General features: G+C 63.0%; 25 protein-coding genes and 1 rRNA gene. 19 read left to right on the top strand and 7 right to left on the bottom strand.

Features of this window, described 5'->3' with window-relative positions; translation table 11 throughout:
• Positions 1 to 58: 58 nt before the first annotated feature.
• Positions 59 to 1,595, bottom strand: a 16S ribosomal RNA gene (locus CXQ81_RS22900).
• Positions 1,596 to 2,292: 697 nt separating this feature from the next.
• Here CXQ81_RS22900 and rhtA point away from each other — a divergent pair.
• A complete protein-coding gene (gene rhtA, locus CXQ81_RS22910; RefSeq protein ID WP_007930397.1) occupies positions 2,293 to 3,180 on the top strand; it encodes a threonine/homoserine exporter RhtA in 888 nt (295 codons plus the stop codon).
• Positions 3,181 to 3,349: 169 nt separating this feature from the next.
• Positions 3,350 to 3,631 carry a hypothetical protein gene (locus CXQ81_RS22915; RefSeq protein ID WP_007930399.1) on the top strand — a complete coding sequence of 94 codons (282 nt, stop codon included), beginning with the start codon at positions 3,350 to 3,352 and terminating at the stop codon, positions 3,629 to 3,631.
• Between the two features lie 11 nt (positions 3,632 to 3,642).
• On the opposite strand, the gene CXQ81_RS22920 is transcribed toward CXQ81_RS22915, so the two are convergent.
• Positions 3,643 to 4,212, bottom strand: a complete 570-nt coding sequence (locus CXQ81_RS22920) for a TetR/AcrR family transcriptional regulator (RefSeq protein WP_101338661.1) — start codon at positions 4,210 to 4,212, stop codon at positions 3,643 to 3,645.
• 93 nt (positions 4,213 to 4,305) lie between these two features.
• On the opposite strand from CXQ81_RS22920, the gene CXQ81_RS22925 reads away from it, so the two are divergent.
• A complete protein-coding gene (locus CXQ81_RS22925) occupies positions 4,306 to 5,046 on the top strand; it encodes an SDR family oxidoreductase (RefSeq protein ID WP_101338662.1) in 741 nt (246 codons plus the stop codon).
• Positions 5,047 to 5,082: 36 nt separating this feature from the next.
• Positions 5,083 to 5,673, top strand: coding sequence for a 2-hydroxychromene-2-carboxylate isomerase (locus tag CXQ81_RS22930; protein WP_101338663.1), 591 nt, complete (start codon positions 5,083 to 5,085; stop codon positions 5,671 to 5,673).
• A 69-nt stretch (positions 5,674 to 5,742) separates the two neighbouring features.
• On the opposite strand, the gene CXQ81_RS22935 is transcribed toward CXQ81_RS22930, so the two are convergent.
• The 3 genes from CXQ81_RS22935 to CXQ81_RS22945 all read right to left on the bottom strand — a co-directional run bounded on the left by CXQ81_RS22935 (position 5,743) and on the right by CXQ81_RS22945 (position 9,364).
• Positions 5,743 to 7,551 carry an aminopeptidase P family protein gene (locus CXQ81_RS22935; protein WP_101338664.1) on the bottom strand — a complete coding sequence of 603 codons (1,809 nt, stop codon included), beginning with the start codon at positions 7,549 to 7,551 and terminating at the stop codon, positions 5,743 to 5,745.
• Positions 7,552 to 7,606: 55 nt separating this feature from the next.
• The gene (locus CXQ81_RS22940) at positions 7,607 to 8,776 is read right to left on the bottom strand and encodes a cysteine desulfurase family protein (protein ID WP_101338665.1); all 1,170 of its coding nucleotides are present in this window, start codon (positions 8,774 to 8,776) and stop codon (positions 7,607 to 7,609) included.
• Positions 8,777 to 9,097: 321 nt separating this feature from the next.
• On the bottom strand, positions 9,098 to 9,364 hold the full coding sequence (locus tag CXQ81_RS22945; protein ID WP_085531618.1) for a hypothetical protein: 267 nt from the start codon (positions 9,362 to 9,364) through the stop codon (positions 9,098 to 9,100).
• A gap of 401 nt (positions 9,365 to 9,765) precedes the next feature.
• On the opposite strand from CXQ81_RS22945, the gene msuE reads away from it, so the two are divergent.
• The 4 genes from msuE to CXQ81_RS22965 all read left to right on the top strand — a co-directional run bounded on the left by msuE (position 9,766) and on the right by CXQ81_RS22965 (position 14,007).
• Positions 9,766 to 10,329: an FMN reductase gene (msuE, locus tag CXQ81_RS22950; RefSeq protein WP_007930411.1), complete on the top strand. Its 564-nt coding sequence runs from the start codon at positions 9,766 to 9,768 to the stop codon at positions 10,327 to 10,329.
• A 9-nt stretch (positions 10,330 to 10,338) separates the two neighbouring features.
• Positions 10,339 to 11,490 (top strand): FMNH2-dependent alkanesulfonate monooxygenase, encoded by a 1,152-nt coding sequence (gene ssuD / locus CXQ81_RS22955; RefSeq protein WP_101338666.1) that lies wholly within the window; start codon positions 10,339 to 10,341, stop codon positions 11,488 to 11,490.
• Positions 11,491 to 11,689: 199 nt separating this feature from the next.
• Positions 11,690 to 12,877, top strand: coding sequence for an acyl-CoA dehydrogenase family protein (locus CXQ81_RS22960; RefSeq protein WP_007930413.1), 1,188 nt, complete (start codon positions 11,690 to 11,692; stop codon positions 12,875 to 12,877).
• A 23-nt stretch (positions 12,878 to 12,900) separates the two neighbouring features.
• A complete protein-coding gene (locus CXQ81_RS22965; protein WP_053262107.1) occupies positions 12,901 to 14,007 on the top strand; it encodes a sigma-54-dependent Fis family transcriptional regulator in 1,107 nt (368 codons plus the stop codon).
• On the opposite strand, the gene CXQ81_RS22970 is transcribed toward CXQ81_RS22965, so the two are convergent.
• On the bottom strand, positions 14,004 to 14,369 hold the full coding sequence (locus CXQ81_RS22970; protein WP_007930415.1) for an antibiotic biosynthesis monooxygenase: 366 nt from the start codon (positions 14,367 to 14,369) through the stop codon (positions 14,004 to 14,006). The two genes, CXQ81_RS22965 and CXQ81_RS22970, sit on opposite strands and share 4 nt — an antisense overlap.
• Positions 14,370 to 14,487: 118 nt before the next feature.
• On the opposite strand from CXQ81_RS22970, the gene soxR reads away from it, so the two are divergent.
• The 11 genes from soxR to CXQ81_RS23025 all read left to right on the top strand — a co-directional run bounded on the left by soxR (position 14,488) and on the right by CXQ81_RS23025 (position 23,227).
• A complete protein-coding gene (gene soxR / locus CXQ81_RS22975) occupies positions 14,488 to 14,943 on the top strand; it encodes a redox-sensitive transcriptional activator SoxR (protein ID WP_007930416.1) in 456 nt (151 codons plus the stop codon).
• A 193-nt stretch (positions 14,944 to 15,136) separates the two neighbouring features.
• A complete protein-coding gene (locus CXQ81_RS22980) occupies positions 15,137 to 15,598 on the top strand; it encodes a VOC family protein (RefSeq protein ID WP_101338667.1) in 462 nt (153 codons plus the stop codon).
• Positions 15,599 to 15,882: 284 nt separating this feature from the next.
• Entirely contained in the window at positions 15,883 to 17,094 is a 1,212-nt protein-coding gene (locus CXQ81_RS22985; protein ID WP_053262110.1) for a PepSY domain-containing protein, read from the top strand.
• Positions 17,095 to 17,111: 17 nt separating this feature from the next.
• A complete protein-coding gene (locus CXQ81_RS22990; RefSeq protein WP_101338668.1) occupies positions 17,112 to 17,633 on the top strand; it encodes a thiamine pyrophosphate-binding protein in 522 nt (173 codons plus the stop codon).
• On the top strand, positions 17,630 to 17,974 hold the full coding sequence (locus CXQ81_RS22995) for a hypothetical protein (protein WP_007930420.1): 345 nt from the start codon (positions 17,630 to 17,632) through the stop codon (positions 17,972 to 17,974). The genes CXQ81_RS22990 and CXQ81_RS22995 overlap by 4 nt, the downstream gene beginning before the upstream one ends.
• On the top strand, positions 17,971 to 18,543 hold the full coding sequence (locus tag CXQ81_RS23000; protein ID WP_101338669.1) for a DUF6162 family protein: 573 nt from the start codon (positions 17,971 to 17,973) through the stop codon (positions 18,541 to 18,543). The genes CXQ81_RS22995 and CXQ81_RS23000 overlap by 4 nt, the downstream gene beginning before the upstream one ends.
• Positions 18,544 to 18,577: 34 nt before the next feature.
• Entirely contained in the window at positions 18,578 to 19,507 is a 930-nt protein-coding gene (locus CXQ81_RS23005; protein ID WP_007930423.1) for a metal ABC transporter substrate-binding protein, read from the top strand.
• Entirely contained in the window at positions 19,504 to 20,259 is a 756-nt protein-coding gene (locus CXQ81_RS23010) for a metal ABC transporter ATP-binding protein (RefSeq protein ID WP_007930424.1), read from the top strand. Before CXQ81_RS23005 ends, CXQ81_RS23010 begins: the two co-directional genes overlap by 4 nt.
• Positions 20,259 to 21,158, top strand: coding sequence for a metal ABC transporter permease (locus CXQ81_RS23015; protein ID WP_085531635.1), 900 nt, complete (start codon positions 20,259 to 20,261; stop codon positions 21,156 to 21,158). Before CXQ81_RS23010 ends, CXQ81_RS23015 begins: the two co-directional genes overlap by 1 nt.
• Positions 21,159 to 22,145, top strand: a complete 987-nt coding sequence (locus tag CXQ81_RS23020; protein WP_101338670.1) for a metal ABC transporter solute-binding protein, Zn/Mn family — start codon at positions 21,159 to 21,161, stop codon at positions 22,143 to 22,145. It abuts the gene before it with no gap.
• Positions 22,146 to 22,399: 254 nt separating this feature from the next.
• Positions 22,400 to 23,227 carry a bifunctional 2-polyprenyl-6-hydroxyphenol methylase/3-demethylubiquinol 3-O-methyltransferase UbiG gene (locus CXQ81_RS23025; RefSeq protein WP_101338671.1) on the top strand — a complete coding sequence of 276 codons (828 nt, stop codon included), beginning with the start codon at positions 22,400 to 22,402 and terminating at the stop codon, positions 23,225 to 23,227.
• Between the two features lie 176 nt (positions 23,228 to 23,403).
• Here CXQ81_RS23025 and CXQ81_RS23030 read toward each other — a convergent pair whose 3' ends face one another.
• The gene (locus tag CXQ81_RS23030) at positions 23,404 to 23,628 is read right to left on the bottom strand and encodes an MbtH family protein (protein ID WP_007923760.1); all 225 of its coding nucleotides are present in this window, start codon (positions 23,626 to 23,628) and stop codon (positions 23,404 to 23,406) included.
• Positions 23,629 to 23,654: the final 26 nt, after the last annotated feature.

A 23,654-nucleotide genomic window follows, 5' to 3' on the forward strand; every position in this document is an offset into this window, starting at 1 on the left:
TTCTTCAATGAATCAAGCAATTCGTGTGGGAGCTTATGAAGCAGCTGATGTCGTCGATTAAGGAGGTGATCCAGCCGCAGGTTCCCCTACGGCTACCTTGTTACGACTTCACCCCAGTCATGAATCACACCGTGGTAACCGTCCTCCCGAAGGTTAGACTAGCTACTTCTGGTGCAACCCACTCCCATGGTGTGACGGGCGGTGTGTACAAGGCCCGGGAACGTATTCACCGCGACATTCTGATTCGCGATTACTAGCGATTCCGACTTCACGCAGTCGAGTTGCAGACTGCGATCCGGACTACGATCGGTTTTGTGGGATTAGCTCCACCTCGCGGCTTGGCAACCCTCTGTACCGACCATTGTAGCACGTGTGTAGCCCAGGCCGTAAGGGCCATGATGACTTGACGTCATCCCCACCTTCCTCCGGTTTGTCACCGGCAGTCTCCTTAGAGTGCCCACCATAACGTGCTGGTAACTAAGGACAAGGGTTGCGCTCGTTACGGGACTTAACCCAACATCTCACGACACGAGCTGACGACAGCCATGCAGCACCTGTCTCAATGTTCCCGAAGGCACCAATCCATCTCTGGAAAGTTCATTGGATGTCAAGGCCTGGTAAGGTTCTTCGCGTTGCTTCGAATTAAACCACATGCTCCACCGCTTGTGCGGGCCCCCGTCAATTCATTTGAGTTTTAACCTTGCGGCCGTACTCCCCAGGCGGTCAACTTAATGCGTTAGCTGCGCCACTAAGAGCTCAAGGCTCCCAACGGCTAGTTGACATCGTTTACGGCGTGGACTACCAGGGTATCTAATCCTGTTTGCTCCCCACGCTTTCGCACCTCAGTGTCAGTATCAGTCCAGGTGGTCGCCTTCGCCACTGGTGTTCCTTCCTATATCTACGCATTTCACCGCTACACAGGAAATTCCACCACCCTCTACCATACTCTAGCTCGCCAGTTTTGGATGCAGTTCCCAGGTTGAGCCCGGGGATTTCACATCCAACTTAACGAACCACCTACGCGCGCTTTACGCCCAGTAATTCCGATTAACGCTTGCACCCTCTGTATTACCGCGGCTGCTGGCACAGAGTTAGCCGGTGCTTATTCTGTCGGTAACGTCAAAATACTCACGTATTAGGTAAGTACCCTTCCTCCCAACTTAAAGTGCTTTACAATCCGAAGACCTTCTTCACACACGCGGCATGGCTGGATCAGGCTTTCGCCCATTGTCCAATATTCCCCACTGCTGCCTCCCGTAGGAGTCTGGACCGTGTCTCAGTTCCAGTGTGACTGATCATCCTCTCAGACCAGTTACGGATCGTCGCCTTGGTGAGCCATTACCTCACCAACTAGCTAATCCGACCTAGGCTCATCTGATAGCGCAAGGCCCGAAGGTCCCCTGCTTTCTCCCGTAGGACGTATGCGGTATTAGCGTCCGTTTCCGAACGTTATCCCCCACTACCAGGCAGATTCCTAGGCATTACTCACCCGTCCGCCGCTCTCAAGAGGTGCAAGCACCTCTCTACCGCTCGACTTGCATGTGTTAGGCCTGCCGCCAGCGTTCAATCTGAGCCATGATCAAACTCTTCAGTTCAAACATCTTTGGGTTTTGAGAAAACCCTAAACTTGGCTCAGCAATCGTTGGTTACATCTTTGATTTCTCGCGGAGTAACTTGTGATGCTGATAATCTTTCTGACTATCAGTCTGACTCCACAAGCACCCACACGAATTGCTTGATTCAGTTGTTAAAGAGCGGTTGGTTAAGTCTTTCGTCTCAACCGAGGCGCGCATTCTACAGCAGCCTCTGCATCTGTCAAGCGGTTATTTTAAGAAGTTTTCAAAGTTTCCTTTGCAACTTCAACCACTTGCGCTTCCGATCTCTCGTCAGCGGGAGGCGAATTCTACAGCGTTACACGCTGCTGTCAACACCTCTTTTTCTCCGCTTTCGACCGAGAAGATCGAATCGTTAACTCGGCGAAAACTTACTGCCGAATCAACTCCTTCGGGCTTCGATGAACTGAAGCGTAACCACTGCCGAAAACCGCGTAACTCGTTGAATCTCAAGGAGTTTTCCGTTTCGACTGCGCCGGAAGTGGGGCGAATTATAGACTTCCAGAATCTGCCGTCAACCCCTAATTTGTCTTTTCTATCAATAACCTGCAAAAACGGATGAATCCTTCTCTATATAAGAAGAGCAGAAACATCATGAGCAATATATTGCTCAAGCGTTTTTAGTTGAGCATCATGTCGGCGCACCAAACCCTCCTCTTGACCCGGATGATGCCTTGCCATGAATGACCAGCCCCGCAGCCTAGCCTCGACCCTGTTCCCGGTGGGACTGCTGCTTATTGCCATGGCGTCCATCCAGTCCGGCGCCTCACTGGCCAAAAGCATGTTCCCGATCGTGGGCGCACAGGGCACCACCACACTGCGCCTGATTTTCGCCAGCATCATCATGCTGCTGCTATTGCGCCCATGGCGCGCGAAGCTCACCGCCAAGTCCCTGCGCACCGTCATCGTCTATGGCATGGCGCTGGGTGGAATGAATTTTCTCTTCTATATGTCGCTACGCAGCGTTCCTCTGGGAATCGCCGTGGCCCTGGAATTCACCGGCCCACTGGCCGTGGCCATTTATGCTTCGCGAAAAGCCATCGACTTTCTCTGGATCGCCCTGGCGATTATCGGTCTGCTGCTGTTGATTCCAACCAGCGATACGAGCGCAGGTATCGACCTGATCGGCGCGGGTTATGCCTTGGGAGCCGGGGTGTGCTGGGCGCTCTATATTCTGTTCGGGCAAAAGGCCGGGGCCGACAATGGCATCCAGACTGCAGCGCTGGGCGTGATGATTGCTGCCTTGTTCGTTGCGCCTATCGGCATCGTGCATGCCGGGGCTGCCTTGCTGACGCCCAGCCTGATCCCCATCGCCATCGGCGTGGCCATTCTCTCCACCGCCCTTCCCTACAGCCTGGAGATGGTCGCCCTGACCCGAATGCCGGCGAGAACCTTCGGCACGCTGATGAGTATCGAGCCTGCTTTTGGTGCCTTGTCCGGGCTGCTGTTCCTCCACGAATTCCTGTCGCTCGCGCAGTGGCTGGCTATTGCCTGCATCATCCTGGCGTCAGTGGGTGCGACCCTGACCATGCGCAGCGAATCGAAACCTTTGGTAGCGGCGGATTGATTCCTGGTTGTACATAGCTCTGGTATTTGCCGCTCAATTAGGCCATGTTTAGGCACTGTAACTCAGCGCCAGTCATGGATTTTTCAGACAAGGACCGCACAGACGCCAAAGTGACAGCTAACGCAGTCGAACCCGGACAACAGATCCGGGATCAGCAATAGGGACAGGAATGAAACGTTTTTTGATTCTGTTAGCCGTACTGGCCATCGCAGGTTGCGCCGCAACTTCGAAAACCGAGGTCAAGCGCGGAAAGAAGGGCCTGCATATCAACTGCTCCGGCCTGTCCTCCTCCTGGGACAAATGCTACGCCAGCGCTGCTACCTCCTGCGGCCCCAAAGGCTACAAGGTGATCGCCAAATCCGGAGATGCAGTGGAGGACCCGGGCGACTATCCCTTCGGCCTGAATCCCGCCGGCTATACCAGCCGCAGCATGATCGTCATCTGCAAGTAGGCAGCACCTGCCTACTGCACATCCTGCATTGGCAATTGACGAACAATTTCGTCATGGCTCGACTTCAGGACCTGGCGCTGAATGTCCGGACTGACCAGCATTCGCGCCACCACCAACGCCCCCACACATTGCGACAGAATCGACCAGGCCAGGCTGTCGCTGCCCAGGGTGCGCGCCCAACTCTGCTGCAAACGGCAAATCCAGTCTTGCGCCTGCTGTCGAACCCCCTCGTCCGCCCGTGAGATTTCCGCGCCCAAGGTTGGCAAGGCGCAGCCCGTTTCAGGGCTCTCGACATGCGCCATGCTCAAGTAGTGCTTGAGACAGCGCTCAAGCCGCATCCGGCTTTGCTCACCATCGCCCCCCAGACGCTCAAGGCTCTGGCTCAGCTCACGTTCGACAATAGAACCGAACAGCTCATCCTTGGATGAAAAGTGGCTGTAGAAGGCCCCACCACTCAGCCCGATCGCTTTCATCAGGCCATCGACCCCCACAGTCGAAAACCCTTCCTTTTTCGCTGACACCGCGCTGCTCTGCAGCAGCCGTTCCCGGGTTTCCTGCTTGTGACTGGCTGAATAACGCATGACGCCCCTCTCCTCTCTTCGCCTTGACGCTCGGCGGATCGTAGCATAACGTTCGTTTAGTTAACGACCGTTTACCAATAGAGCGATCCCACCATGACTACAGCCACAGAGAACAAGAAAGTCGTTTTGGTCGTCGGAGCCGGCGATGCCACAGGCGGTGCAATTGCCAAGCGTTTTGCCCGGGAAGGTTTTGTCGCCTGCGTCACCCGACGCAGCGCGGACAAGTTGCAGCCCCTGGTGGAGGCCATCCAGCAATCGGGAGGCGAAGCCCATGGGTTCGCCTGCGACGCTCGAAAAGAGGAAGAAGTGATTGCCTTGATCGAACAGATTGAGCGCGAGATCGGTCCGATCGAAGCCCTGGTGTTCAATATCGGCGCCAACGTGCCCTGCAGCATCCTTGAAGAAACAGCGCGCAAGTACTTCAAGATCTGGGAGATGGCCTGCTTCTCGGGTTTCCTCAATGCGCGAGAAGTGGCCAAACGCATGGTCACTCGCAAACGCGGGACCATCCTGTTCACCGGCGCCACCGCGGGCTTGCGCGGCGCTGCGGGGTTTGCCGCCTTTGCCGGAGCCAAGCATGGCATTCGCGCACTGGCGCAAAGCATGGCCCGGGAGCTGGGGCCGTTGAATATCCACGTTGCTCATGTGGTGGTCGATGGCGCCATCGACACGGACTTCATCCGCAACAGTTTCCCGGAAAAGTATGCGCTCAAGGATGAGGACGGCATCCTCAACCCCGAACACATCGCCGACAACTACTGGTATCTGCACAGACAGCCCCGGGATGCCTGGACCTTCGAACTGGATCTGCGGCCCTGGAACGAACGCTGGTAAACCCTGCGCCACAACAACAAAAAGGGAGCATCACCGATGAGCAAAACCGTCGAGTTCTTTTTCGACCTGGGCAGTCCGACCTCTTACCTGGCCTACACCCAATTGCCAAAGATCTGTGCCCAGACAGGCAGCCAGCTGATTTATCAACCCATGTTGCTCGGTGGCGTGTTCAAGGTCACGGGCAATGCCTCGCCGATCAGCATCCCCGCCAAAGGACGCTACATGCTTCAGGACCTGGCGCGTTATGCCAAACGTTATGAGGTGCCACTGGCATTCAACCCGCACTTCCCGATCAACACCCTGCTGCTGATGCGCGCGGTGACCGGCATACAACTGCGACACCCGCAGCGTTTTATTGCCTTTATCGACTGCCTGTTTCGCGCACTCTGGGTCGAGAAGCGCAACCTGAACGATCAGGCCACCGTTGCGGCAGTACTCAGTGAGGGGGGATTCGATCCGCAAGAGGTGCTGGCCCTGACCAACGATGAAGAGGTCAAGAACGCCCTCAAGGACAAGACCGAACAAGCCTTGCAGCGCGGCGTGTTTGGCGCGCCGAGCATGTTCGTCGATAACCAGTTGTTCTTCGGCCAGGATCGCCTGGACTTTGTCCTAGAAGCCTTGAGTTAAGCCAAGACGTCAATATGACGAGCAACGCCATTCGCGCTGCCAGCCCAAGGCTGGCAGCGCGATTCACGTTCAGAGAGTTGCGGTACGGGTATTCAGCCATTCCAGCGCCGCGCCCTGCAGCAGCGGACTCAGGCGCCGACGCACTTCAGCGTGGTAGGCGTTGAGCCACTCACGCTCGTCCTGGGTCAGCAGCGAAGGTTCCAGGCAGCGGCTGTCGATCGGGCACAAGGTCAGGGTTTCGAACTTGAGGAACTCGCCGAATTCGCTAGTGCCTGCCTCAAGGTTCATCGCCAGGTTTTCGATGCGCACGCCCCAACGGCCCGGACGATAAGTACCCGGCTCGATCGAGGTGATCATCCCTGGCTGCATCGCGGTTTGCGGTGCTGGCGCCGCCTGATAGGCGATCACTTGCGGGCCTTCGTGGACATTGAGGAAATACCCCACGCCATGACCGGTGCCGTGCCCGTAATCCACGCCTTCGGCCCAGATCGGCGCGCGGGCGATGGCGTCCAGCAACGGCGACAGGATGCCCCGCGGGAATTGCGCCCGGGACAAGGCGATCACGCCCTTGAGCACTCGCGTGCAATCGCGCTTCTGCTCGGCGCTCGGGGTACCGACCGGGACCATGCGGGTGATGTCCGTGGTACCGCCCAGGTATTGGCCGCCGGAATCGATCAGCAGCAGACCATCACCTTCGATCACCGCGTGCTCTTCTTCGGTGGCGTGGTAATGCGGCATCGCGCCATTGGCGTTGAACGCGGCGATGGTGTTGAAGCTCAGGGATACGTAACCGGGGCGACGGGTGCGCGCCGCGGTCAGGTGCTCGTCGATGGTCAGCTCGGTAATGCGTTCACGGCCCCAGGCCGATTCCAGCCAGGCGAAGAATTCGCAGAGCGCCGCACCGTCCTGCTCCATGGCCTGGCGGATATGCTCGGCATCAGCCAGGCTTTTACGGGACTTGGCCAAGGTCGTCGGATTCAGGCCTTCCAGCAGCGTCACACCATCCCCAAGGTTATCCAGCAAACCGGCGGTAACCCGCGCCGGATCCACCAGCAGGCTGGCGCCGTCGGAAATCGCACTCAGGGCCGCGGCCACTTCGCTGTAGTCACGCAGGGCGATGCCGTCCTGTTCCAGCACGGCACGCAAGGCATCATCGACTTTGCTCAGCGCCACGAACAGCGTCGCCTGCTGTTGGCTGATCAGGGCGAAAGAGACGAACACCGGGTTGAACGAGACGTCACCGCCGCGCAGGTTGAACAGCCAGGCGATGTCGTCGAGGGTGGCGATGAAATGCCAGTCCGCGCCTCGCTCTTTCAGGGTTTCGCGCAGCTTGCCGAGCTTCTCGACCCGGTCGACCGTGGCCTGGGGCGGCAAATGCTGGTAGATCGGCTGGTCCGGCAGGCTCGGGCGGTCGCTCCAGACTTCGTTCAGCAGATCGATATCGGTGCGCAGGCGAGCACCGCGCTCCTGCAGCTTGTTGCCCAGGGTACGCGCCGAAGCCAGCGCCATCACCGCGCCGTCGACCGCGACCACGCCCCCTTCCGGGGTCTGCTCGGCCAGCCAGTCCAACGGGCCGGGCTGGCCCGGCAACAGTTTGACCAACTCGATGCCGCTGCCCTTGAGTTCCTTGGTCGCCTGCTCCCAATAACGGCTATCGGCCCAGACCCCGGCGAAATCCGCCGTCACGATCAGGGTGCCGACCGAACCGTGAAAACCCGACAGCCACTGCCGGCCTTGCCAGTAACCGGGCAGGTACTCCGACAGGTGCGGGTCGGCCGACGGCACCAGCAGGGCATGAATGCCCTCGCGGTTCATCAGCTCGCGGGTGCGCGCCAGGCGCTGGGGGACCACTCCATTGGTCAAGGGCTGCGTACTCATTGTGTCTCCTGCTACCAGGTCAATCATTGTTATTGGATACCGAGGGCATCGACCCTCAGGGTTGGGCAACCGCCCAGAACGCCGGTGCACTGGCGGATGAAGCCTTGATCAGCTGGACGGCCTGATCGATGTCCTGCTCGGTGGTGAAACGCCCCAGGCTCAGGCGGATGGTCCGCCCCGCCGCCCGGGCGTCGAGCCCCAACGCCAGCAACACATGGGACGGCGCATTGCTCGCCGAGTTGCAGGCCGAGGTCGCGGAAAACGCGATGGAGGCACTCAGGGCCGCCGGGTTGAACGCCCCTTCACCGAAGGTGAGGCTCAAGGTGTGGGGAATGCGCTGGGCCGGGCTGCCGTTCAGGCGCAGCCCCGGCACGTCGGCCAATTGTTCGAGCAGACGCTCGCGCAGACGGGCGATGGTCGCCGCTTCTTCGTCGAAATGTTCGGCGGCCAGGGCAAAGGCGGCGCCCATGGCGGCAATCTGATGGGTCGCGAGCGTCCCGGAGCGCAAGCCGCCTTCATGGCCGCCGCCGTGGATCTGCGCCTGCAAGCGCTGCTGCGCGCGCGGGCCGACGTAGAGCGCGCCGATGCCCTTGGGGCCGTAAATCTTGTGGGCGGAAAAGGACATCAGGTCCACCGGCCACTGCGCCAGGTCGATCGCCACCTTGCCCGCGCCCTGGGCCGCGTCGACATGCAGCAGCGCCCCGCGCTCACGGACCACACGGCCAATGCCCGGGATGTCGTTGAGCGTGCCCAGTTCGTTATTGACCAGCATCAGCGACACCAGGAAGGTGTCGTCGCGCAGGGCCTCGCTGACCGCCTCGGGCGTGATCAGCCCGTCGCTGTCCGGCATCAGGTAAGTCACCGCCACGCCGGCAGCCTGCAACTGGCTGGCGGTGTCGAGAATGGCCTTGTGCTCGATCTGGCTGGTGATGATGTGCCCGCCGGAGATGCCCCGGGCCTGGGCCACGCCCTTGAGCGCCAGGTTGTTGGATTCGGTGGCGCCGGAGGTCCAGACGATCTGCTCGGGCGCCGCGCCCACCAGTTGGGCGACCTGCTGGCGCGCCAGCTCGACGCTGCGCCGGGCCTGTTGGCCGAAGGCGTGGGAACTGGACGCCGGATTGCCGAAGTTACCGTTGAACCCCAGACATTCCACCATCACCTGAATGACTCGCTCATCCACCGGCGTGGTGGCGGCGTAGTCGAAATAGAGAGGACGTTTATTCATCGCAAAAATACCCGCAGAGCCTGTTCCAGGATCAAGGTTCGCTCGGTGCCGAACGCTGATACGCGCCCTTTCGGCAACGCAAAAATGGCAGACCGTCAGCAATACCCGATCGGATGCAGTTAAAGAAGGACAACTTCATTTAAAAGTGCGTAGGAACGCTCCCGAGGGGCAGCTTAACAGGCTCCGGGAGCCGGGTTAAGCGAGGTTCGGCCAGGGGGCCGAAGAACAAGGCGCAAGGCGGGGAAAATCATCACAGGGTTTTGCCGATGCTCACCGGCAGTCCGTCAGCCTGCGCAGGCAAGGCCGTGGCAGATCGACAAATCAGCTGGCCCGGCCATGCAGGGTCACGCTGTGTTCGGCGTTCATTTCACCCTTCTGGTCGAAACCGAAGGTCCGTTGCGGGGCAAGCAGCTCGGCCTTCTTCTGTTGGTATTCGTCAAAGGACAGCCCGCGCCGGTTCAGGGCTTCCAGCGCCAGTTCGCGGGTTTCCTCGGCGGTATAGGGACGCGACTCCGGGCCAGGCTGACTGGCACAACCGGCCAGCACCGCAGTGGCGACAAGCAAGGAAAAGACAAGCGAACGGTTCATGGCAAAGCTCCTGGATCTGGGCTGCGAGGCAATGGACACAGGCTACCGTCGCCCTTCCCGGGGCAGAAATCATCACGCTCGATAGTGGCTATCGATTCCCCCTATCGCAGCCCATCGCAGGCGCACATATTCCTAAAAGACCTATAAATATGGAAATAAAGTATTTTTTAGGAATATCAGTAAGCCTTTATAACAGGCCCATCGCGCCGCCTGCTGTTGCCTGAGCAACTGTTCGCCAGGCAACAGCCAATCAACAAAACAGTGTCTTCCCAACAACAGCCCGCTCCTGCAACAGCGCCACAAGCCCCGCCACTCAAGGCTTTGCGGCGCTGGTACAGCTCTTGCTCAAGCCCTGGGACTACTCACTGCTCGTTGAGCCCTGTTCAACAAAGGAACTGATCATGTCGCGTCCATTAAAAGTCGTTGCCCTGTCCGGTGGAACCTGGCGCCCCTCGCGTACCCTGGTGCTGACCCAGGCGCTGCTCGCCGAACTGGCGGGGCAATTGCCGATCGAGAGCACACTCATCGAACTGGGCGACATCGCCCGCCCCCTGGGCGCAGCCCTGTCCCGCCAGGAGCTGGCGGCGGAAGTCGAAGCGCAGTTGCAAGCCATCGAAAGCGCCGACCTGCTGATCGTCGCAGCACCCGTGTACCGCGGTTCCTACCCGGGCCTGCTCAAGCACCTGTTCGACCTGATCGACCTCAACGCGCTGATCGACACCCCGGTGCTGCTGGCCGCCACCGGTGGCAGCGAACGTCACGCCCTGGTGCTGGATCACCAGCTGCGGCCGCTGTTCAGTTTCTTCCAGGCCCTGACCCTGCCCATCGGGGTCTATGCCACCGAGGCCGACTTCGCCAACTACCAGATCACCAGCGAGCCCTTGAAAGCCCGCATTCGCCTTGCGGCAGAACGCGCCGCGCCACTGTTCGGCGTGCATCCGAAAAATCTGCTGAAAATCGCTTAAGGACCTGTCATGGATGTTTTCTGGTTTCTTCCGACTCACGGCGACGGCCATTACCTGGGCACCACCCAGGGCGCGCGCCCGGTCACCCTCAACTACCTCAAGCAAGTGGCCCAGGCCGCGGACAGCCTGGGCTATCACGGCGTACTGATCCCCACCGGGCGTTCGTGCGAAGACTCCTGGGTGATCGCCTCGGCGCTGGTGCCCCTGACCGAACGCCTGCGCTACCTGGTGGCGATCCGCCCGGGGATCATCTCGCCGACCGTCTCGGCGCGCATGGCCGCCACCCTCGACCGGCTGTCCAACGGCCGCCTGCTGATCAACGTGGTGACCGGCGGCGACCCCGACGAGAACCGCGGCGACGGCAGCTTCCTCAGCCACAGCGAGCGCTATGAGGTCACCGACGAATTTCTGAGGATCTGGCGCCGGGTGCTGCAAGGCGAAGCCGTGGACTTCGAAGGCAAGCACCTGCATGTGCAGAACGCCAAGGCCCTGTACCCGCCAGTGCAGAAGCCTTACCCGCCGCTGTATTTCGGCGGGTCCTCGGACGCCGCCCATGACCTCGCCGCCGAACAGGTGGACGTGTACCTGACCTGGGGCGAACCACCGGCCGCGGTCGCCGAGAAACTCGCCGATGTGCGTGAGCGGGCCGCCCGCCATGGCCGCACGGTGAAATTCGGCATCCGCCTGCATGTGATCGTGCGCGAAACCGCGGAAGAGGCCTGGAAGGCCGCGGACAAGCTGATCGAACACATCAGCGACGACACCATCGCCGCCGCGCAGCAATCCTTCTCGCGCTTCGATTCCGAGGGCCAGCGGCGCATGGCCGCCTTGCACGACGGGCGGCGCGACAATCTGGAAATTGCCCCCAACCTCTGGGCCGGCGTCGGCCTGGTACGTGGCGGCGCCGGCACCGCGCTGGTGGGCAACCCCGAGCAGGTGGCGGCGCGGATCAAGGAATACGCGGACCTGGGGATCGAGAGCTTCATTTTCTCCGGCTACCCGCACCTGGAAGAAGCCTACCGCTTTGCCGAACTGGTGTTCCCGCTGCTGCCGGAACCCTACGCCAGCCTGGCCGGACGTGGCGTGACCAACCTCACCGGGCCGTTCGGCGAAATGATCGCCAATGACGTGCTGCCGAGCAAAAAAGCGGCTGGAGGCTAACCAGCATGGCGACCCCATGCCATGGGTCGCCTGCCGGAACGCTATCGCGGGCAAGAACTGGGCGCCCCCCCCCCCTGCTCCTACAGAAACCACCTGCACCCTGTAGGAACAAGCTTGCTCGCGATCGAGCGCCCCGCGCTCGCTTCACAGCCCCACCGATTTCACGGCCCAATAACCGGCCCCGAACGAGGAACACCGCGTGACTGCCAAGCCGCAAAGCGCCTTGTTGTCCCCCTTGCAGACCGCCCGCCAGCTGGCGGCCGAGTTTGCCCTGACCGCCGTCGAACGCGACGAACGCGGCGGTACCCCGAAAGCCCAGCGCGACGCCCTGCGCCAGAGCGGCCTGCTGGCCCTGAGCATTCCCACCCAGTACGGCGGCCTCGGCGCCAGCTGGAGCGAGACCCTGAACATCGTCCGCGAGTTCGCCAAGGTCGACAGCTCCATCGCCCACGTCTTCGGCTTCCACCACCTGATGCTGGCCACCGTGCGCCTGTTCGCCCGCCCGGAACAATGGCAACCCTGGTTCGAACAGACCGCGCGCAAGAACTGGTTCTGGGGCAACGCCCTCAACCCGCTGGACACCCGTACCGTGGTGAAGAACCTCGGCGGCTGGCGCGAGTTCTCCGGCAAGAAGAGCTTCTGCTCCGGCGCCAGCGATTCGGAAATGCTCATCGCCTCGGCGGTCGACGAAAGCAACGGCGGCAAGCTGCTGATCGCCGCCATCCCCAGCGGCCGCAGCGGCATCACCCTGCACAACGACTGGAACAACATGGGCCAGCGCCAGACCGATAGCGGCAGCGCCAGCTTCGAGCGGGTGCGGGTCGAGGAATCGGAACTGCTGCTGGACCCGGGGCCCTTGAGCACGCCCTTCGCCTGCCTGCGCCCACTGATCGCCCAACTGACCTTCACCCACATGTTCCTCGGCATCGCCGAAGGGGCTTTTGAAGAAGCTCGCCAGTACACCCTCACCGAAACCCGGCCCTGGCATAAGTCCAGCGCGCAGGAGGCCTATCAGGACCCTTATGTGCTGGGTCATTACGGGGATTTCTGGGTGGCCCTGGAAGGCATGCGGCTGTTGGTGGAGCGCGCCGCGGAGCTGCTGGACAAGGCCTGGGCCAAGGGGCCGAACCTGAGCGCCGAAGAGCGCGGCCACCTGGCCACGGCCATCGCCACCGCCAAGGTCGCCACCACGCGCCAGGGCCTGGAGCTGTGCAGCCGCCTGTTCGAGGTCACCGGCGCCCGCTCCACCCACGCCTCCCTGCGCCTGGACCGGCATTGGCGCAACCTGCGCACGCAAACCCTGCACGACCCGGTGGATTACAAACTCCATGAGTTGGGTGACTGGGCCCTGAACCAGTCCCTGCCGACCCCGACTTTCTATTCCTAGCCTTCTGCTCCCGGAGCTTGTCCATGCAGCTTTTGACCCTACCGCCCTCGCCGGCCCTGGCCACCTCGATCCGGGCCACCGCCCAGGTGTTCGAAGACCCGAAATCCCAGGCCTTGCTGGCGCATCTGCAGCAGGTCGCGCCGAGCGAGGCCAGCGTGTTGATCATCGGCGAAACCGGTACCGGCAAGGAGCTGGTGGCGCGCCATATCCACAACCTCAGCGCCCGGCGCAACCGGCCCTTCGTGGCGGTGAACTGCGGCGCGTTCTCCGAGTCGCTGGTGGAGGCCGAGCTGTTCGGCCATGAAAAAGGCGCCTTCACCGGGGCCCTGAGCGCCAAGGCCGGCTGGTTCGAAGAGGCCAATGGCGGGACCCTGTTCCTCGACGAAATCGGCGACCTGCCGATGGCGATCCAGGTGAAGTTGCTGCGGGTGCTGCAGGAACGCGAAGTGGTGCGCCTGGGTTCGCGCAAAAGCATTCCCATCGATGTGCGGGTGCTGGCGGCGACCAACGTGCAACTGGAGAAAGCCATCAACGCCGGGCATTTTCGCGAGGACCTGTACTACCGCCTCGACGTCGTCAGCCTGGAACTGAGCCCGTTGCGCGAGCGCCCCGGCGACATCCTGCCGCTGACCCGGCACTTTATCGAAGCCTACAGCCAGCGCCTGGGCTACGGCGCCGTGACCATCAGCAGCGAGGCCGAGCACAAGCTGCGCAGCTACAGCTGGCCGGGCAATATCCGCGAACTGGAAAACGTCATCCACCACACCCTGCTGATCTGCCGCGACGGCGTGATCGAGCGCGACGACCTGCGCCTGTCGAACATGCGCATCGAGCGCCAGGACGACAGCCACCACAGCCATGACGACTCAGCCGAAGCCCTGTTGGAGCGGGCCTTTCACAAACTCTTCGAAGAGCAGGCCGGCGCCCTGCATGAAAAGGTCGAGGACGCGCTGCTGCGCGCGGCCTACCGCTTCAGCCATTACAACCAGGTGCACACCGCCAACCTGCTGGGCCTGAGCCGCAACGTCACCCGCACCCGGCTGATCAAGATCGGCGAACTGGCGGTGAACAAGCGCCGCCCGCCGGAAAAACCCGGCCAGCACGAGCGCACCCTGCAACTGTCGATCTAGCTGGCCAGACGGCAGTGCAACGCGTTGTCCGGGCTGCGCTCGATGCTGCGCACCACCTGGAACGAGCCAAAGGTCACGGTCTTGGCCTGATAGGCACGCAGCAGTTGCCAGAAATCCTGTTCGCCCTTCTCGAAACTCTGGAAGGCCGCCTCGCCGGCTTCCCGGGTTTGCCATTGCAGGTAGTTGAGCACCCGCCGGCCGTCCTCGCTGGCCTGCACGCTGCCACTCAGGAAACCCGGGTAGCCCTGGGCCAGGCGTTCGGTCTGCTCGGACAGCGCCGACACCAGGCCGGATTGTTGATGGGGTTCGGTTTCGAATTCGATCAATTGCGTAAAGCTGCGGTTTTGCGCAAACGCGTGCATGGCAAGTCCCCACTGACGGATAAACGGAATCTTGTGATTCGAAGTTCCGCAGGGTAAAACCTCCAGTTAAGTAAAGGTCAAGCGACTTTTGCTCATTCCCCACCCGCAGGAGCGCTGCATGCCCAGCCCCGAAACCGTGCACAAGGAACTCACCGTCGGCCAAGTGGCCGCCCGCAGTGGCGTAGCGGTCACCGCCCTGCATTTCTATGAAACCAAGGGGCTGATCAAGAGCAACCGCAACGCCGGCAACCAGCGCCGTTATCCGCGGGAAGTGCTGCGCCGGGTGGCGCTGATCAAGGTGGCGCAGCGCCTGGGCATTCCCCTGGCCGAGATCGGCCAGGCCCTGCGCAGCCTACCGGACCACCGCGCACCGACGGCCGCCGACTGGAGGCGGCTGTCCGAGCAGTGGAGCCAGGAGCTGGATGAGCGGATCAAGCAACTGACCCTGCTGCGCGACCGCCTCAATGGCTGCATCGGCTGCGGTTGCCTGTCGATGCAAGACTGCCCGCTGCGCAACCAGGGCGATCAGCTGGGCGAGCGCGGCCCGGGCGCGCGATTGCTGGAAACCGACTGAGCGGGCGGCACCCAGCCCGACCGCAGCCTGTGGCAGCGGCTGCACCTCTTCCTCCTGATCGCTGGCTCACTGTTGCCAGGCGGACACCTCGTCAGTTCAAGCCAGACTGTGGACTGCCCGAGCCTATAGTGAACCGACCGGAAAACCGGCCAGGTTCACTTCGACAAACCCATGACAAGAAAGGAGAACCGAGATGAGCGTCAAACCCATCCCCGAGGGTTACCCCAGCATCACGCCCTACCTGGGGATTACGCAGGCTGCCGAGGCTATCGAGTTCTACAAGAATGCCTTCGGCGCCACCCAGGTCATGCGCCTGGACATGCCCGACGGCAGCGTCGGCCATGCCGAGCTGCGCATCGGCGACTGCCCGATCATGCTAGGAACGCCCTGCGATCAGGGGCCACTGAGCAATCCCGACCAATCACCCGCCGTCGGCCTGCACCTGTACGTCAACGATGTCGACAAACAGTTCGCCCAGGCCATCGCCGCTGGTGGCCAGGTGGTGTCCGAGGTCAAGGACCAGTTCTACGGCGACCGCAGCGGCACCCTCAAAGACCCGTTCGGCCACCTGTGGTTTCTCGCCACCCGCAAGGAAGACCTGAGCGAAGAGCAGATCAAGCAGCGGGCCGTGGAGATGTTTAAACAGCAGGGATAAGTGCTGTGCCTGAAAACCGTTGATCGTGGGCAAGCCTCGCGCCTACAGAAGAAGCGCGCGAGGCTGGCCCGCGATAGCGCCCCCCCAACGCCCCACAGCGCGGGCCTTGTGCACGCCATTGGTCGCGCGGAAACATTTACTTTCATATCGTCTTTCGGGATTTACGATTCTCATTCGTCTTAATTAGATGCAGCAGGTCGCGTTGGCGAAGGTTACGCCGCGGGTTTCTCTCCGGGCTTACCAGCCGCCCGCGGCTCCACTCCTCGAATCAAGACGCGTGCTCAATGTCGAAGAAGTCCCGCTCGAAAATCTGGTTTCTCGTTCACAGCTGGCTGGCCCTGCCCATCTGGTTCTTTGTGCTGATCGTTTGCGTCACCGGCACCCTGGCCGTGGTCAGCCAGGAAATCGTCTGGCTGGCCAACCCCGACATCCGCGCCAGCAAACCCACAGGCGACGCCCAACCGCTGAGCTACGACCAGATCGTCAAAGCCATCAAGCAGGCCGAACCGCAGACCCTGGTCGAAAGCATCAGCACCCCCGACGAAGCGCATTTCGCCCTGACCGTGGGCGTCAGCTACCCCGATGGCCGTTCCGTCGAGGTCTATGTCAACCCGTACACCGGCGTCATCCAGGGCGTCAGCCCGCAATTCAACTTCCAGGCCTTCACCCGCGCCCTGCACGGCTGGTGGCTGGTGCCTTTCACCAACGGCTACAGCTGGGGCTGGTACCTGGTATCGCTGCTCGGCCTGCCGATGCTGGCCTCGCTGGTCACCGGCCTGGTGGTCTACAAGAAGTTCTGGAAGGGTTTCCTCAAGCCGACCCTGCGCCTGCGCCATGGCGCGCGGATTTTCTGGGGCGACTTCCATCGCCTGAGCGGCATCTGGTCGATCTGGTTCATCGCGGTGATCTCCATCACCGGCACCTGGTTCCTGATCCAGGCGATTCTTGGCGACAACCAGATCACCCTTTCCAGCGAACCCATAGTTCCGGTGATCGCCCGCGAAAGCGTGCCGACCTCCGCCGACGGCAGCCCGGCGCCGATGATCGGCGTCGATGAAGCCATCCGCATCGCCACCCAGCAGATCCCGGGCTTCGAGGTCAGCTTCGTCATGCTGCCGAGCAATGCCTACAGCCACCTGTTCATTGGCGGCCGCGGCTGGTACCCGCTGATGTACCAGACCGCCAACCTCAATCCTTACAGCGGCTCGGTCGATACCATGCACCTGCTGTCCCATCGCTCGGCGCTGGAGTTCGTCACCGAATCCATGCGTCCGCTGCACACCGGTGATTTCGGCGGCATCTGGATCAAGCTGATCTGGTGCTTCTTCGGCCTGCTGCTGAGCATGATGGTGCTCAGCGGCCTGCTGATCTGGACCAAACGCACCGCCCTGGCCACGGCCGCGGCCCTCAAGCGCAGCACCAAGACACCACGTCCCGCCCTCGCCCAGCGCCCGGTTGCGGCCCTGCACAGCGACACGCCGGAGGGCAACCTGTGAGCAAGACAGACAACCCAATGCCGGTTTCGCCCCTGCGCCAGTTCTGGCTGAAATGGCGTTTCCACCTGAACATCCTGCTGTTACTGATCCCCCTCGGCTTCATGCCCAAGTACTTCGCCGACGCGGCGCTGGCCCGTGGCGACAGCGGCCTGGGCGAGCGCGAGGTGGGCGAGGTGCAGGTCGGGCCCTGGAGCCTGCGCCTGGCCGAATTGCGTAATCAAGCACCACAACTCCAGGGGCCGGCCGGCTATATGAAGGGCTTCAATGCCGCCCTGTGCGACGCCTGTATCGACCAGGTCAAGGCCACCTACCTGCGCATCGGCAAACCCCGCAGCCTGCGCGCCGCCGGGGTGATCTTCTTCGGCACCCCGTACCGCATGGGGGCCAGCCTGCCCATTCCGCAAAAGACCAAGGCCGACGCCGAGCTGTGGATAACCATGGAAGGCTGGGACGGCAGCATGCACCAGGCAGCCATCCCCCTGGGCCAGGCATCCCCGGCCACCCTCGCCTGGCTGAACCAACAAGGAGGCAAACCATGATTGCTGTACCCACCGCCCGCCTGCGCCTGCTCGGTGCCGGCGCACTCCTGCTGGCCAGCGCCCTGTTCAGCGGCGGCGCCCTGGCCCATAACCCGATGTGCGAGTGCAAGCAGATCGACGGCGAGCAGATCCGCTGCACCGGCGGTTTCTCCGACGGCAGCGGCGCCCCGGGGGTGACCCTGGACGTGATCGGCTACGACGAAACCATCCTGGTGCCCGGCAAACTGGGCGCCGACTCCACCCTGACCTTCAAGAAACCCGACGCCGAGTTCTACGTGCTGTTCGACGCCGGCCCCGGCCACGTGGTCGAGATCGACCAAGCCGACATCGAGGCCCCATGAGCACCTCCACCCACCAAGTTGTGCGCCCGGCCGGTGCCGGCCATGAAACCCTCTACGTCCTGCTGCTGTGCCTGTTGATCCTCAGCGTGGCCGGCACCGTGGTGCTCTGGCGCGGCGAAACCAGCGAAGTAGCCAGCATCGACAGCCAGCAACTGGACGCCCGCCGCGACCTCACCGCCGGCGAACAGGGCCTATACGCCGACCTGCGGGTGACCCTCGACGAAATCCGCCTGCTGCGCGAAGAAGCCCAGGCCCTGCCGACGCCCGAACAACTGGCCGAGGAAGGTTTCGCGCCCTTTGCCCAGGACGCCAGTTCTGTGAGCCGTGGCGGGCATACCTGGCAACTGCGGCAACAGGCCTATGTCGGCCTCAGCCAGAACAATCAAGTGGCCGGCTCCTTCCTGATGCGCATCGCCGCCGACCCGGCCGCCGACCCGGACATCTGGCTCAACCGCGGCCCATCCCTCGCCGCCCCCAACGACCTCAGCGACGCCGCCCTGACCAGTGCCGGCTGGCAGCAGGTGGTCGCGCAATTCGATGCCGGAGTGACCCGCCAGCATCGCCACTGAACCCACGCATTCACCGAGAGAAGACCGCTAGCCCATGCCTATTTCATCTCAACGCCGCCCGCTCCTGCGGGTGCTGCTGGTCAGCCTGTTCGCCCTGTTGCTCAGCCCTCTCGCCACGGCCGACCAGGCCAAGCGTCTGCGTATCGGCATCACCCTGCACCCCTACTACAGCTACGTGGCCAACATCGTCGGCGACAAGGCCGAGGTCGTGCCGCTGATTCCCGCCGGCTTCAACCCCCACGCCTATGAACCGCGCGCCGAAGACATCAAGCGCATCGGCACCCTGGACGTGATCGTGCTCAATGGCGTCGGCCACGACGACTTCGCCGACCGCATGATCGAGGCCAGCGAACGTCCGGACATTCCGGTGATCGAGGCCAATCAGAACGTGCCGCTGCTGGCCGCCACCGGCATCGCCGCGCGCGGCGCCGGCAAAGTGGTCAACCCGCACACCTTCCTGTCCATCAGCGCCTCCATCGCCCAGGTCAACAACATCGCCCGCGAGCTGGGCAAGATGGACCCGGCCAACGCCAAGACCTACACCCAGAACGCCCGCGCCTACGGCAAACGCCTGCGGCAGATGCGCGCCGACGCCCTGGCCAAGCTGACCAAGGCGCCCAACGCCGACCTGCGGGTGGCCACGGTGCATGCCGCCTACGATTACCTGCTGCGCGAGTTCGGCCTGGAAGTCACCGCCGTGGTCGAGCCGGCCCATGGCATCGAGCCCAGCCCGAGCCAGTTGAAAAAGACCATCGACCAGTTGCGTGAACTGGACGTCAAGGTGATCTTCTCCGAGATGGACTTCCCCTCCACCTACGTCGACACCATCCAGCGCGAGTCCGGGGTCAAGCTGTACCCGCTGTCGCACATTTCCTACGGCGACTACAGCGCCGAGAAATACGAGAAGGAAATGGCCGGCAACCTCGACACCGTGGTCCGGGCGATCCAGGAGGCCGGCGCATGACCGCCCTGCACAGCCTGGCCCGCGGCCCGTCCATCGAATTCGACCAGGTCAGCCTGACCCTGGGTCGCACCACCATCCTCGACAACGTCAGCTTCAAGGTGCAGCCCGGCACCGTGCATGCGCTGGTCGGCCCCAACGGCGGCGGCAAGAGCTCGCTGATCAAGACCCTGCTCGGGCAGATGCCCCACCAGGGCCAATTGCGCCTGCAATGGCCGGGCGAGCCGGGGGTGATCGGCTATGTGCCGCAAGCCCTGGAATTCGACCGCGGCCTGCCAATGACCGTCGACGACTTCATGGCCGCCATGTGCCAGCGCCGCCCGGCTTTCCTCGGCCTCAGCCGGCATTACGCCGCGGCCATAGGCGAAGCCCTGGAGCGGGTCGGCATGCAGGACAAACGCAAGCGGCGCATGGGCGCCCTGTCCGGCGGCGAACGCCAGCGGGTGCTGCTGGCCCAGGGGCTGATCCCGGCGCCGCAACTGCTGGTGCTGGACGAACCGATGTCGGCCCTCGACGAAGCCGGCATCCAGGTCTTCGAGCGCCTGCTCGGCGACTGGCGCCAGGCCGGGATCACCCTGCTGTGGATCGAGCACGACCTGGAAGCGGTCGGCCGCCTGGCGGACCGGGTCACCGGCCTGCATCGCCGCGTGCTGTTCGACGCCCACCCGCAGCAGGCACTGACCCCGGAACGCCTGCTGACGCTGTTTTCCACCCACCCGCGCAGCGCGGATATCGTCAGCGGGAGTGTTGCCTGATGAGTTACGAAGCCTTTCGTCTGATGATCCAGGGCTGGGCCTCCTCCGGTTACCTGCCAGAAGCCCTGGCCTATGGGTTTGTGGTCAACGCCCTGCTCGCCGGCTTGCTGATCGGCCCGGTGCTGGGCGGCCTCGGCACCCTGGTAGTGGTCAAGCGCTTCGCGTTCTTCTCCGAAGCGGTGGGCCACGCGGCGCTGACCGGCGTGGCCATCGGCATCCTGCTCGGCGAACCCTACACCGGCCCTTACGGCAGCCTGTTCGGCTACTGCCTGCTGTTCGGCATCCTGCTCAACTACCTGCGCAACCGCACCGGCCTGGCGCCGGACACCCTGATCGGGGTGTTCCTGTCGGTGTCCCTGGCCCTGGGCGCCAGCCTGCTGCTGATCCTCGCCGGCAAGATCAACGTGCACATCCTGGAAAACGTGCTGTTCGGTTCGGTGCTCACGGTCAACGGCAACGACCTGCTGGTGCTGCTGATCGTCGGTGCCCTGGTGATGGGCCTGAGCCTGCCGCTGTACAACCGCATCATGCTGGCCAGCTTCAACCCGCAACTGGCGGCGGTGCGCGGTGTCGCGGTGAAAACCCTGGACTACCTGTTCGTGATCCTGGTGACCCTGATCACCGTGGCCGCGGTGAAAGTCATAGGCGCGATCCTGGTGGGCGCCCTGCTGGTGATCCCGGCGGCGGCCGCGCGCCTGCTGAGCCAGTCGCTCAAGGGCTTTTTCTGGATCTCGGTGCTGATCGCCACGGTCAGCACCCTGTGCGGCATCCTGCTGCCGATCCTCTTCGACCTGCCGGTGCCCTCCGGCGCCGCGATCATCCTGGTGGCCGGTGTCGCCTTCGCCCTGGCCGCCGTTGCCCGCGGCATTGTCCCCAGCCTCAAAGGGAATATCGGATAAATGCACAGTTCATTACGTCACCTGACACGCCCCCTGGCTTTGGCCCTGGCCCTCGGCGGGCTGAGCAGCGCGCCGGCCCTGGCCCAGCCGGACCGTTTCGAACCGATGCGCGTCACCGCCAACCAGAGCCTGGGCACCACGGCGCTGCACAGCGCCAGCTCACCCAAGCCGCTCACCGTGCTGGCCTCGCTACCGATCACCTTCGGCCTCGCCCAGTGGCTGCTGCAAGGCACCGATGTGCGACTCGAACGCGCCGCCCCCGACAACCTGCCGGGCTCACGCCAGACTGCCTACTTCACCGGCCGCGGCGCCCCGGCGCTGCATAAGCTGGCCCTCGGCGCCGACGCGGTGATCGGCCTGCGCTCGATCTGGCCGGACGACCCGCTGTACCCCAATGCGCGGCGCAGCAACATCCGCATCGTCGAAGTCGATGCCGCGCGCCCGGTGGACGGCGCCCTGCCCGGGGTCGCCCTGCAGCCCGGCAAGAGCGACGGCCTGAACAGCCAGCCGTGGCTGTCGAGCAATAACCTGGGACGCATGGCCGATGTGCTGGCCGCCGACCTGGTGCGCCTGGCCCCCGCCGCCAAGCCGAAGATCGACGCCAACCTGGCCAGCCTCAAGCAACGCCTGCTCAAGCTCAGCGCCGATAGCGAGGGGCAACTGGCCAATGCCGACAACCTCAGTGTGCTCAGCCTCAGCGACCACTTCGGTTACCTGGTCAGCGGGCTCAACCTGGAGCTGCTGGAGGTCGACGCCCGCGCCGACAACGAGTGGACGCCCGAAGCCCTGCAGCAACTGCAAACCCGGCTCAAGGACAACGACGTGGCCATCGTCCTGCATCACCGCCAGCCGTCCGACGCGATCAAGGCCGCCATCAGCGCCGCCGGCAGCCAGTTGCTGGTGCTGCAAACCGACAGCGCCGACCCGCTGGCGGAGTTGGAGAACAATATCAAGCAGGTGACCACGGCGCTGAACGCCAAGTCTTGAATGGGTGACAGAGGCGCGACCGCGATTCCTGTAGCCGCTGCCGCAGGCTGCGATCGGGGCGCAGCCCCGTGGACCGGACGCCGGTCTGATGTGTGGGGTTGCCTGGCTTGGCGCCCGCTTCGCGGGTGATCGCAGCCTCGCTGAAGCTCGGCAGCGGCTACAGGCGCCTGCCTGCGCTTACAAATTCCCCCAAGAATCGACCGCCTCGGCGGTGCTAGCCTGCTGCTCCCACCGAACGGACAGGAAGCCCCGCCATGAGTGACTACCTCAAGCTCAACCAGGCCAACTGGGACGAGCGCGCACCGCTGCACGCGGCCTCGCCGGACTACCAGGCGCAGATGTTTGTCGACGACCCGCGGCACCTGTCCGAGGTGGTGCGTTTCGACCTGCCGCTGCTGGGCGACATCAGCGGCCTGCGCGGTGTGCATCTGCAATGCCATATCGGCACCGACACCCTGTCGCTGGCCCGCCTCGGCGCGCGGATGACCGGGCTGGACTTCTCCCCCGCGTCCCTGGCCGAAGCCCGCAGCCTGGCGGCGCGCACCGGGAGCGCCATCGAGTTCGTCGAGTCCGACGTCTACAAGGCCTGCGAGGTGCTGCCCAAAGGCGCGTTCGATCTGGTCTACACCGGTATCGGCGCTCTGTGCTGGCTGCCCAGCGTCGACACCTGGGCGCGTAATGTCAGCCAATTGCTCAAGCCCGGCGGCCGGCTGTTTATCCGCGAAGGCCACCCGATGCTCTGGGCCCTGGACGAAAGCCGCGAGGATGCGCTGGTGGTCGACCTGCCCTACTTCGAGCGCAACGAACCGCTGGTGTGGGACGACGACAGCACCTACGTCAGTACCGACCGACCGCTCAAGGCCACGGTGACCCATGCGTGGAACCACGGCCTGGGGGAAATCGTCAGTGCGCTGCTCAAGCACGGCCTGGACATCAGCGGCCTGGTGGAACACCAGAGCATCCCCTGGGAAGCCCTGCCCGGGCAGATGCGCTGTGACGAACAAGGCGAATGGCACCTGCAACACGCCCCTTGGCGCTTGCCATTGAGCTACACCTTGCAGGCCGTCAAACGCCTGGGCTGACGCCCACAAAAAAGCCCGCTGGACCTGCGGGGTTCAACGGGCTTTTGCACCCTGTAGCCGCTGCCGCAGGCTGCGATCGACCGGAACGGTCGTCAGCGATCTTAAGAGCGCCGAAGCCCTGGCGGGCTTATCGCAGCCTGCGGCAGCGGCTACAGGTCAACGTCAGTACGCGGTAATCAGTTGGCCGCCGCCTGGGCGTCCATCTTCTGCCGCAGGCTCAGCGGACGCATGTCGGTCCACACCTCTTCGATGTAGGCCAGGCACTCCTTCTTGAAGCCGCTCTTGCCCACGGTGCGCCAGCCCTGTGGCACAGCCTTGTAGTCCGGCCAGATCGAATACTGCTCCTCATGGTTGACCACTACCTGGAAGAGGATGTCCTCGCGGTCGAATACTGAAGTCATTACGTGTCTCCATCGCTATAAGGCTC

The organism is Pseudomonas sp. 09C 129 (genome assembly GCF_002843625.1).
Classification (GTDB): domain Bacteria; phylum Pseudomonadota; class Gammaproteobacteria; order Pseudomonadales; family Pseudomonadaceae; genus Aquipseudomonas; species Aquipseudomonas chlororaphis.